The sequence below is a fragment of the Acetobacter indonesiensis genome (genome assembly GCF_000963945.1).
Classification (GTDB): domain Bacteria; phylum Pseudomonadota; class Alphaproteobacteria; order Acetobacterales; family Acetobacteraceae; genus Acetobacter; species Acetobacter indonesiensis.
In genome coordinates this window covers 349,694-360,736 of record NZ_BAMW01000006.1, presented here as the reverse complement: position 1 = coordinate 360,736, position 11,043 = coordinate 349,694, and the positions used below count along the sequence as shown (strand labels likewise).

Here is an 11,043-nt window from a genome sequence, read left to right as displayed (position 1 = left end):
CACACTCTGGTGGCGGAGGGCTGGCGACACATCAGAGGGCTGGACCTGCTCTGTCTGCCATCCTGCACCGGACGGCATGGCCACTCTTACCCCACACTCCCACAGCACATTGGACGCCACAGCATGAACCCTTCATACACAACCGCCTCTGCCGTTCCTGGCATCATCGCTGACCCAGCCACGCTGGATCCGCAGGCCGTCCGCTGTCTGTGGATGCGCCCGGTTCTGGATAAGGACAGCCAAGCCGCCTTCCTCCCCTCCGTCGTTTTCAAGGACGGCACAGATTGCCCGCTTGCGTGTGAAATGAATGATCTTCACGCCCGCCAGTTCTGCCAGCGCCTCTCTGCCATCTATGACTGGCCGGTGAAGGATGGGCGCGTTCTGGAAGCCAGCGCGGAAGTCGCGGCAGATCGTGCCTATGCCTCTCTTGATGAAGGGGACCGGATGGAGAAAGACGGGCAAGGTTGGGTTAATGTGCTGGGGATGGGCCGCATGGCCGCCATACTCGCCCATGATGCGGGGCTGCCTCTTGGCGTTGCTCTTGAAGGCGTAACCGGCAAGTTGGCTCTGCTGTTTGCCAAGATGGCAGAGCAGATGGCAATGCAGCCGCATGTTGTGAAGAAGAACCTGCGCGCTGCCACAGAAGCCGCTTGCGCCAAACTAACAGAGCTCTACGACGACGAGCAACGCGGCCCCGGTGCCTCTGAGATAAGCCCGGCACGGCTAGGTGTGATGGTGGCAGATTACCACCATGCGAAAGGCAGCACGGACGAACTCTTCCAGAGGGGCCTGACCGCAGCATTGGAGGCTGGAACAGAAGCATGGGCAAGTCAGAAGAACAGCCCCACAGAAATAGAGCATAAGACTATGCCGGTTCTGGATGCAGGCATCCTGCACTGGTTCAGGCTAACGGGCCGAAAGGTCGTGGGAGACTGAACAGAAACTACAGCTAAATATGTATGGGGTCTTCTCACAAGGAGGGCCCCTTTTTATGTGTTTATGAATAAGAGTATCCCTACCTAAAAAGGCGATTGAATAGGCGACCGAATTTATTCGTTTTTTTCTATATCAATATAGATAAACCGCATCCAATCCCCTCCCTCTCACTCTGCTTCCGGAAAGCCTAGCGGTCGTTTTAAGAGGGGGAATAAGAGGGGTAAAATTTTCCCACTATCCCTAAGGCATTGTTTTTGTTGGGAAATTTATCAACTAATGGCGGAAGGGGTGGGATTCGAACCCACGGTACGGTTACCCGCACGCCAGTTTTCAAGACTGGAGCCTTCAACCACTCGGCCACCCTTCCTGCATCAGCTTGGGCGTCTTATAACCATACGTTCTTCGTCCTGTCTAGCGGGGGAATGCACAGAAACTGTTTCTGTCTTTCAAGCGCGTCTGACTTGCTCTTATGGGGTGGGAGTTGTAGAACGCCGGTCTTTAATACCTATATCCATTCAGGGACGAGTTATGAAACAGCAGGCGAACCTGATCCGGGCCGGACAGGTTATCGAGCATGATGGCCGTCGCTGGACGGTGCTGAAGCAGCAGATCATCACCCCCGGCAAGGGCGGCGCATTCATTCAGGTTGAAATGCGTGACCTCAAGACCGGCAACAAAACCAACGAACGCTGGCGTACCGCTGACAGCGTCGAGCGTCTGATGACCGAGGACAAGGAATATCTGTATTCCTACACCGATGGTGAAACGCTTGTGCTGATGGACCCGGAATCGTTCGAACAGGTTATGATCCCGGTTGATCTGATGGGCGACCAGGCACCGTTCCTGCAGGACAACATGACCATCAACATTCATCTTGTTGAAGGTGACCCGGTTGGTATTGATCTACCGCCGCAGGTTACGCTGGAAGTTGTTGAAGCTGACCCGGTTGTCAAAGGCCAGACGGCTAGCTCATCCTACAAGCCAGCCATGCTGTCTAACGGTGTAAAAACCATGGTGCCGCCTTTTGTTGAAGCGGGTGAGCGGATTGTCGTCAGAACAGAAGACGGCTCTTACGTAGAACGCGCCAAAGACTGATTTTCAGCACTTTTTAAAGCAGGACAAAACACAGTGGCCATGCGTCTTTCCCCCGTCATGATGGTGATGCAAACTGCCGCCCAGAAGGCAGCAAAGCGTCTCCTGCGCGATTTCAATGAGGTCGAGCAGCTTCAGGTAAGCATCAAAGGCCCCGGTGACTTTGTCTCGCAGGCAGATCTTCGGGCAGAGCAGACCCTGCGCGAAGAACTTGAACGCGCCCGCCCTGGTTATGCCTTCCTGATGGAAGAATCTGGTGAATCAGGCGGTGATAACTGGACGTGGCGCTGGATTGTTGACCCGCTTGATGGCACCACAAACTTCCTGCATGGCATTCCGCACTGGGCCATTTCCATCGGTCTTCAGCGCCGTCTGCCAGACGGGAAAATCGAACTGGCTGCGGCTCTGGTTTATAACCCCGCTGCGGGTGAAATGTTCTGGGCCGAAAAAGGCAACGGTGCGTTTCTGAATGAACGCCGTATCCGTGTTTCTGCACGGCGCGACATGCATGAAGCCGTGTTTGCCACCGGTATTCCTTTTGCAAAGGTAGCTGCACGGCTGCGTCTGCCGTTTGCGCGCGTTATGGGGCATCTGATGCCGCGCGTGGCTGGTGTGCGTCGCTTTGGTGCCGCTTCCCTTGATCTGGCATGGGTCGCTGCTGGTCGCTACGAAGGTTACTGGGAATTCGGCATTAAACCGTGGGATTGCGCAGCGGGTATCCTGATCGTGCGTGAAGCAGGGGGGCAGGTGACTGACCCTGCTGGCCTTGATCTGGATGATATGCCGGATGACGTGATGATTGTGGCTGGCAACGGCCACATGCACGGTAAACTGCTTGAAGTTGTGGCTGAAAGCTTTCAGGACGCATAATCGCTGCCTGAATACAGATTAGAAAAAGGCCGCCCCGCACTTCTGCGGTGGCGGCCTTTTTTATGTCGATCGTGCTGGAAGCCTCGAAATGGGGGCGAGAAAGCCCCCACTCTGTGGTTGTCAGGCAGTAGCTGGAAGAGATGCCATATCAATCACAAACCGATATTTTACGTCTGAGCGCAACACTCGATCATAAGCATGATTGATCTGGTTGATATCAATCATTTCGATGTCACTGGTAATGTTATGCTTGCCGCAGAAATCAAGCATTTCCTGCGTTTCCTGAATACCACCAATGGCAGACCCTGCCAGACTGCGCCGCTTGCCCACCAAGGCAAAAGCCCCAACTGACATTGGTTTTTCAGGCAAACCAACCAACACCATATGCCCATCCTGACGTAGCAGGCCCAGATACTCATTCACATCATGGTCGGCTGAAACAGCATCCAGAATGAAATCAAACCGGTTGGCTTCCGCCTTCATGGCTTCAGCATCCCGCGAGATGACAACCCGGTGCGCACCCAGACGTTTTCCGTCTTCCACCTTGCTGGGGGATGTGGTGAACAACGTGACTTCTGCCCCAAGGGCGACCGCAAATTTTACGGCCATATGGCCAAGCCCACCCAGCCCGACAATGCCAACCTTGTGCCCCGGCCCCACCTTCCAGTGGGCCAGAGGCGACCATGTTGTAATCCCGGCGCACAGTAACGGTGCGGCCGCCGCCGGGTCCAGATTTTCTGGTACGCGCAGCACAAAATGGTCATCCACAACAATACTGCGCGAATAACCACCGTACGTGTGGCCCCCTTCAACGGGCGCAACCGGGTCAGGGCTATTGTAAGTCCATGTGGGCAGGGCATCGCAATATTGCTCAAGCCCTGCCTCGCACGACTCACAGTGGCGGCAGGAATTGACCATACAGCCCACGCCCACCAGATCCCCTTCCTTAAAGCGGGTTACGTCGCTGCCTGTCCGTGCAACGCGCCCGATAATTTCATGGCCCGGCACGCAGGGATAAGCACTTGGCCCCCACTCACTTCTGACTGTGTGGATATCTGAATGACACACGCCACAATAGGTAATGTCGATTTGCACATCTTTCGGCCCGCACGCGCGCCGCTGAAACGTAATCGGGGCCAGAGGAGCCGAAGCACTTTGGGCAGCGTACCCTAAGCAGGTAAACATCAGGCATATCCCTTTATGACAAAACACGGACGTTCATATGGTGCGGCGGTCACACCACGGCAAAGCGTAGTGGCGCACGTCCGCAAAATCACGGGAGATTATACGCATTCTGGCCAGCGCCTGAAGGCCTAGGCTCAGGTAACAGCATCCCGCGCAGAATAGGCTCTGGTTCAGTTGCCCCAATATGCGTAGAGTAAATCTTCCATGCAGACGTCCTTCCCCTCGGCCCATGATGCGCCGGCGCTGACAGCGCACCATCGCGGATTTTCCGTGCTGACAGAGGACGGTGAGTTTCTCATTCTTTCCGGGCCAGAACTGCGAGAGCGGCTTTATACCATGCCGTGCCCCCTTGTGGTCCACGCGCCAGCTTTTGCCCGCAGACTGGGCCTGCAAGTGCCCGGTCAGCCCTGCCCATGGCTTGATCTGCTAGAGCTTTTTGCGTTTGTTTACCCAGCCCGCACCGTTGCACCCACACCGCGTGGACTGGCCTTGGCCCTGGGCGTAGAGGCTGATCGGATTGGGCAGGCTGAAGCCGACCTGTTGCCATTGTTGGTCTCATTACTGCTGGCAGAACTGGCGCGTCACAAAACGGGGCCACAGGCTGACTTCCTTGCAGCACTGACAGTCCGGCTTGGTCAGGCTGGCTGGCCGTGGGCGGGCACGGTGGCTGAAACGCTCGGTCTGCATGAGAAACTCGGCCCCAAAGGCAACTTACCAGAAGATGCAATGCAGCCGGGTGATGCGCTGCGTATCTGGCGCATTCTACCCAAGTGGGAGGAAGTCGCACCCAGACCGCCTCCGGCATCACATCCCATCACTCCGGCTGAAGCCCGCGCGCGGCTGACAACATTGCTGGGGGAAGGCGCAGAAAGCCGTGCGGGGCAAGCTGACTTTGCCAGCGTGTCAACTGCGGCATTTGAACCCAGCACCATGCGCGGCAACCCCGCCGTTGTGCTTGCAGAAGCCGGAACAGGCACCGGGAAAACCTTGGGCTACCTTGCGCCAGCCAGCGTGTGGGCGGAACGTAACGGCGGCAGTGTGTGGATCAGCACATACACCCGGCACCTGCAACGCCAGATAGAACAGGAAACGCACCGCCTGTTCCCAGACGATGCCACCCGTCGCCGTCATGTGGTGCTGCGCAAAGGGCGCGAGAACTACCTCTGCCTGTTAAATATGGAAGAAGCCGTTAACAGTGCGGGCTCTCGCCCGGCAGGGGTGACAATCGCTCTAGCCATGCTGGCGCGCTGGGGACGTGCAACAGCCGATGGAGACCTGACAGGCGGAGACCTGCCCGGCTGGTTTGGGGATCTGTTCGGCCACGGGAACATCACAGGCGTTGCTGACCGCCGGGGCGAATGTATTCATGGTGCCTGTCCCCATTATCAACGCTGTTTTGTGGAACATACAATCCGCCGTGCGCGTGAGGCCGATCTGGTTATTGCCAACCATGCGCTGGTTATGGCGCAGGCTGCCTATTCAGAAAACGCTATGGCCGATGATGCTGAAGAGGGCGAAACCGACAATACCCCCTCACGCTATGTCTTTGACGAAGGACACCATCTGGCTGACGCGGCTGACAGCGCCTTTTCTGCCGAACTTTCCGGTCTGGAAGCCGCAGAACTGCGCCGCTGGCTTCTGGGCGCAGAAGGCCGACGCTCCCGCGCGCGGGGGCTGAAACGGCGGTTGGATGATCTGGTTGTAGGCCTTCCCAAGCTGGAAACGCCCCTTGATGCCGCCCTGATGGCTGCCCACGCGCTGCCTGCCCCTGGCTGGTCAACCCGACTGGCAGAAGCGGACGACCTAGAGGGTAAGCCACCGCCAGCAGAACCGGAAGAATTACCCCCACAAGCTGACGGCCTGTTCCCGGTTGTGCAGGCAGCACAATCTGAACCCGTGCTTGAAAACCCCACCGAAGCTTTTCTGAAATTGCTGCGCCAGCAGGTTCTGGCCCGCAGTCAGGAACGTGGTCGCGCTGACCACAGCTATGGCGCGCTGGAATGTGACCTGCACCCGCTCCTCCCGGATCTGGCTGTATCCGGGCAAGCGCTTGCCCGCGATTTGGGACGATTGGTGGAACCTTTGCGGACGCTGGCAGAGCGTCTGCATGCCCGCTTGCAGGATGAAGCCGAAACGCTGGATAGTGTCACCCGAGGCCGCATTGAGGCCATGGTGCGCGCCTTGCGTCGCCGCGCCATAACGCGTCTTGATGCCTGGATTGCGATGCTTGATGCGTTGGAACACCCGGAACCCAGTGGCAGCACACCGTCACACATTCACTTCCTGCGCCTTGATCGGCGTGAAAAGCAACGTATGGGTGAACAGGATGTCGGCCTACATCGGCACTGGCTTGACCCCACCGTGCCGTTTGCAGCCGTCATGGCCATGCCCGCACAGGGAATGCTGATTACATCCGCCACATTGCGCGACCAGTCAGACAACAAGGCACCTGCTCCGCACTTATCTGCCGATCAGGACACAGCGTTGTCAGACCTGTCAGAACGGGCGTGGGAAGCTGCGGAAGCCCGCACGGGCGCAAACCATTTCCCGGCACCCGCTATCCGCGCCAGCCTAAGCAGCCCGTTTGACTATGCGCGTCAGACACGCACCTTTATTGTCAATGATATCGACCACGGCAGTATTGCTGATCTTTCAGCGGCGTATCGCACCTTGTTTCAGGCGTCGGGCGGTGGTGGTCTTGGGCTTTTCACCGCTATCTCACGCCTGCGGGGGGTGTATTCCCGGATTGCTCCAGCATTGGAAGAAAGCGGCCTGCCCCTATATGCGCAGCATGTCGATGCAATGGACAACGCCACATTAGTCGATATCTTCCGCACGGAAGAACATGCGTGTCTGCTTGGAACTGATGCCATGCGTGACGGGGTGGACGTACCGGGCAACGCACTCCGTCTGGTTGTGTTTGAACGGGTGCCGTGGCCGCGCCCGGATATTCTTCACCGTGAACGGCGTATTCATCTGTCTGGTGGGGATACCACCGGGTATGATGACCGGATTGCCCGCCTGAAACTGCGACAGGCTTTTGGCCGGTTGATCAGAAGTCAGTCTGACCGGGGCGTATTTGTCCTGCTTGATCGCCGCACGCCGTCCCGTCTGCTGTCAGCTTTCCCGCCCGGTGCCGAAGTGCGCCGAATGGGCCTGGCCGATACAGTGCGCGAAATAGAGGCGTTTTTGCCCAAAGCACTTTAGGCCACGAACCGAGCTTACGGCCGCACCTTATACTTTACCTATCCAACTACTTTTTTTCACATCCAGGGCGAAAAAGCGCAGCAGGGCGGGTCAGGAAGTCGATAAAGATTTAGGGGAGCGTGCAAACACGCATGAACAAGCAAAACAGGAAGATGCCACCTGATTTTGCAAAAATTTATGAGGGTGCCGTTGGCGCGGCTTCAGCAATGCCAACAGACAGTCCCTATATACAGCGGAGCAGGTGAATAACGCACCTACCCCCGTATTCAGCCTTAGAGAGGCTTAAGTTCAGTCGCTGCAACTTTGCCGCGTTCTGTCACGAGTTCGTAAGAGATTTTTTCGTTTTCATTCAGACCACGCAGGCCAGCAGCCTGAACAGCGGTAATGTGAACGAAAACATCCTTGCCTCCATCATCGGGTGCGATGAAGCCAAAACCTTTGGTGGCATTAAACCATTTAACTGTACCGGTCGGCATAGGCGGGTAACTTTCCCTGATGTCTCCTACCGGACAACCATAGGCCGGCTACAGGATTTCTCTATCCGGTCACGAAGCAGCGGGAATGTCAATCAAAATACCCCGCGCTGCCCGTCTGAAACTTTTCAGCCTTGTAAATGAGACTCAAGAAACGCAACGCTGCGCTGCTGTGCAAGCATATAGGCTTCCTGATTAAACGATGCCCTGTCCGCACAGCCAAAACCGTGCCCTGCATCATCGTACACAAAAATTTCAACACCTGGTTGAGCATCCCGAATAGCCAGCACATCCATGTGGGGAATGCTGTGATCTTCCCCACCAAAGTGCATTTCAACCGGGCAATTCGGAGTCTCGTCCCGCCGGGCGGCGATACCGCCACCATACCAACAGACCGACGCATCAAATCGCTTTGATTGTGTGGCCGCAACCCACGCCAAGGTGCCACCCCAGCAATAGCCGATAATCCCTATCTTTCGCTTTGTATGTCCACCTGCATGCTCAAGGGCTTCCGCGCAGGCATAGATATCCTGCAAGGAGTCTTCGAGCGTGATCTGCGCCCTTAACGCCAAGCCTTTTTCCCGCCCTGCGGTGTCGTAGCCCAGTTCAATACCGGGTTCTGCGCGGTCAAATAAAGCGGGGCAGGTCACATGGAATCCGCGTTCGGCAAAATCATCGCAGACGCGGCGCATATGCGCGTTCACGCCGAAAATTTCCTGAACCACAACAAGAGCATAGGGTTGGTCCAGGCTTCCGGCTTCGTAGGCGGAAAAGACGTGCCCGTCTGCGGCTGTCAGCGTTTTCATATGGCCCATAATGGTCTCTCCTTTGGGTCAAATATTACGGCTTGAAGAAAGTTTTCCACATTTCTTGACACTGCGGGAGGACAAACCTATCTCCTGTCTTGGCACTCCTGAGGTGGGAGTGCTAACGCAACGCGGCGTTCCTGACGCGCGGTAAAGTTGGTGGTGTCGCTTCCTGACAAGGACGCCACCGCAGCAAACAGAATGTGGAGCGATCCATAATGACGAAATTTCGTCCCTTACACGACCGGGTAGTTGTTCGTCGCCTGGCAGGCGAAGAAAAGACAGTCGGTGGTATCATTATCCCTGACACGGCAAAAGAAAAGCCGATGGAAGGTGAAGTGGTTTCCGCAGGCCCCGGCGCCCGGAATGAGCAGGGTCAGGTTGTGGCGCTTGATGTCAAGGCTGGTGACCGCGTCCTGTTCGGCAAATGGTCCGGCACGGAAGTGAAGATCGACGGCGAAGAGCTGCTGATCATGAAAGAAAGCGACATTCTGGGCATTATTTCCGCCTGATTTGCGCACACTGATCCGTTTTTCGCTACGTAACTGATCTTCACAGGAGAAATTCTATGGCTGCCAAAGACGTAAAGTTTGGTGGTGACGCACGCCAGCGCATGCTGCGCGGTGTCGACATCCTTGCAGACGCCGTTAAGGTTACTCTGGGCCCCAAAGGCCGCAACGTTGTTCTGGACAAGAGCTTCGGCGCACCCCGTATCACCAAAGACGGTGTTTCTGTTGCCAAGGAAATCGAACTTGCTGACAAGTTCGAAAACATGGGCGCACAGATGCTGCGCGAAGTGGCTTCCAAAACCAACGATATCGCTGGTGACGGCACGACCACAGCAACCGTTCTGGCTCAGGCTATTGTTCGCGAAGGCCACAAGGCCGTTGCTGCTGGCATGAACCCGATGGACCTGAAGCGCGGTATCGACAAGGCTGTTCACGCCGTTGTTGAAGAACTGAAGAAAAACACCAAGAAGATCACCACCCCGGCTGAAACAGCCCAGGTCGGCACGATCTCTGCTAACGGTGAAGCCGAAATCGGCCAGATGATCTCCGAAGCCATGCAGAAAGTTGGCTCCGAAGGCGTTATCACGGTTGAAGAAGCCAAGCACTTCCAGACAGAACTGGACGTGGTTGAAGGCATGCAGTTCGACCGTGGCTACATCTCTCCTTACTTCGTAACGAACACGGAGAAGATGACGGCTGATCTGGAAAACCCCTACATCCTGATCCATGAAAAGAAGCTGTCTTCGCTTCAGCCAATGCTGCCGCTGCTTGAAGCTGTTGTGCAGTCTGGCCGTCCGCTGCTGATCATTGCAGAAGACGTTGATGGTGAAGCTCTGGCAACACTGGTTGTCAACAAGCTGCGCGGTGGCCTGAAAATTGCTGCTGTTAAGGCTCCCGGCTTTGGTGACCGTCGTAAAGCCATGCTGGAAGACATCGCTATCCTGACCGGTGGTCAGGTTATCAGCGAAGATCTGGGCATCAAGCTTGAAACCGTTACCCTGCCAATGCTGGGCACCGCCAAGAAGGTGCGCATTGACAAGGAAAACACCACCATTGTTGACGGCGCTGGCAAAGGCGACGACATCAAGGGCCGTTGCAAGCAGATCCGTGCGCAGATTGAAGAAACCACGTCTGACTACGACCGTGAAAAACTGCAGGAACGTCTTGCCAAACTGGCTGGCGGTGTTGCCGTGATCCGCGTTGGTGGCTCTACGGAAGTGGAAGTCAAGGAACGCAAGGACCGCGTTGACGATGCCCTGCACGCAACCCGCGCTGCCGTTGAAGAAGGCATTGTTCCGGGTGGTGGCACGGCTCTGGCTCGCGCTTCTGCAAACCTGTCACACCTGCACTACCACAATGACGACCAGCGCGTTGGTGGCGACATCATCCGCAAGGCTCTGCAGGCTCCGCTGCGCCAGATCGCTCATAACGCTGGTGAAGACGGTGCTGTCATTGCAAACAAGGTTCTGGAATCAACAGACTATGCATTCGGTTTCGATGCACAGGCTGGCGAATACAAGAACCTGGTTGATGCCGGTATTATCGACCCGACCAAGGTTGTTCGCACGGCGCTGCAGGATGCAGCTTCTGTTGCCGGCCTGCTGATCACGACGGAAGCCATGGTTGCTGAACGTCCTGAAAAGAAAGCCGCACCGGCTGGCGGCCCAGACATGGGCGGCATGGGCGGTATGGACTTCTAAGGTCCGATTTCTGCCAGTTTTGGGTAATCCTCACGGAGCACCCGAAACAAGCGGAAAGCCTGAAAGGCGAGTGGCAACTTCTGTTGCCCTCGCTTTTTTTATGAAAAATAATACAAAATCTGCAAAAGTATTTTATTACTTACCCTTATAAAAACCGGGGTAATTTTTCTTATTGTTCGTCCCTAAGCCATAATATCATCATCAACTCTCTTTCTGTCACGCGTGTAAAGAAAGGGGATTTTTAGCCATCCGTACCAAAACCACA

9 protein-coding genes and 1 tRNA gene are annotated in these 11,043 nt (G+C 56.1%); 6 read left to right on the top strand and 4 right to left on the bottom strand.

Going from position 1 to position 11,043, the window contains the following annotated elements:
- Window positions 1–123 precede the first annotated feature (123 nt).
- On the top strand, window positions 124–936 hold the full coding sequence (locus Abin_RS02865; RefSeq protein ID WP_048844793.1) for a hypothetical protein: 813 nt from the start codon (window positions 124–126) through the stop codon (window positions 934–936).
- A 277-nt stretch (window positions 937–1,213) separates the two neighbouring features.
- Here Abin_RS02865 and Abin_RS02860 read toward each other — a convergent pair.
- A tRNA-Ser gene (locus Abin_RS02860) sits at window positions 1,214–1,303 on the bottom strand.
- 161 nt (window positions 1,304–1,464) lie between these two features.
- Between Abin_RS02860 and efp the strand changes: the two genes are divergently transcribed.
- Window positions 1,465–2,031, top strand: coding sequence for an elongation factor P (gene efp / locus Abin_RS02855; RefSeq protein ID WP_048844792.1), 567 nt, complete (start codon window positions 1,465–1,467; stop codon window positions 2,029–2,031).
- Window positions 2,032–2,070: 39 nt separating this feature from the next.
- Window positions 2,071–2,898 (top strand): inositol monophosphatase family protein, encoded by an 828-nt coding sequence (locus tag Abin_RS02850; RefSeq protein ID WP_174766810.1) that lies wholly within the window; start codon window positions 2,071–2,073, stop codon window positions 2,896–2,898.
- Window positions 2,899–3,018: 120 nt separating this feature from the next.
- Here Abin_RS02850 and Abin_RS02845 read toward each other — a convergent pair whose 3' ends face one another.
- On the bottom strand, window positions 3,019–4,083 hold the full coding sequence (locus tag Abin_RS02845) for an NAD(P)-dependent alcohol dehydrogenase (protein WP_048844790.1): 1,065 nt from the start codon (window positions 4,081–4,083) through the stop codon (window positions 3,019–3,021).
- Between the two features lie 204 nt (window positions 4,084–4,287).
- Between Abin_RS02845 and Abin_RS02840 the strand changes: the two genes are divergently transcribed.
- A complete protein-coding gene (locus Abin_RS02840; RefSeq protein WP_048844789.1) occupies window positions 4,288–7,290 on the top strand; it encodes an ATP-dependent DNA helicase in 3,003 nt (1,000 codons plus the stop codon).
- Between the two features lie 272 nt (window positions 7,291–7,562).
- On the opposite strand, the gene Abin_RS02835 is transcribed toward Abin_RS02840, so the two are convergent.
- Complete coding sequence (locus Abin_RS02835; RefSeq protein WP_006557943.1) at window positions 7,563–7,766, bottom strand: cold-shock protein; 204 nt, start codon at window positions 7,764–7,766, stop codon at window positions 7,563–7,565.
- Window positions 7,767–7,891: 125 nt separating this feature from the next.
- Entirely contained in the window at window positions 7,892–8,578 is a 687-nt protein-coding gene (locus tag Abin_RS02830) for a dienelactone hydrolase family protein (protein ID WP_048844788.1), read from the bottom strand.
- 209 nt (window positions 8,579–8,787) lie between these two features.
- Here Abin_RS02830 and Abin_RS02825 point away from each other — a divergent pair, with 209 nt between their 5' ends.
- Window positions 8,788–9,081 (top strand): co-chaperone GroES, encoded by a 294-nt coding sequence (locus Abin_RS02825; RefSeq protein ID WP_048844787.1) that lies wholly within the window; start codon window positions 8,788–8,790, stop codon window positions 9,079–9,081.
- Window positions 9,082–9,137: 56 nt separating this feature from the next.
- Window positions 9,138–10,778: a chaperonin GroEL gene (groL, locus tag Abin_RS02820; protein WP_048844786.1), complete on the top strand. Its 1,641-nt coding sequence runs from the start codon at window positions 9,138–9,140 to the stop codon at window positions 10,776–10,778.
- The last annotated feature ends 265 nt before the right edge of the window (window positions 10,779–11,043 follow it).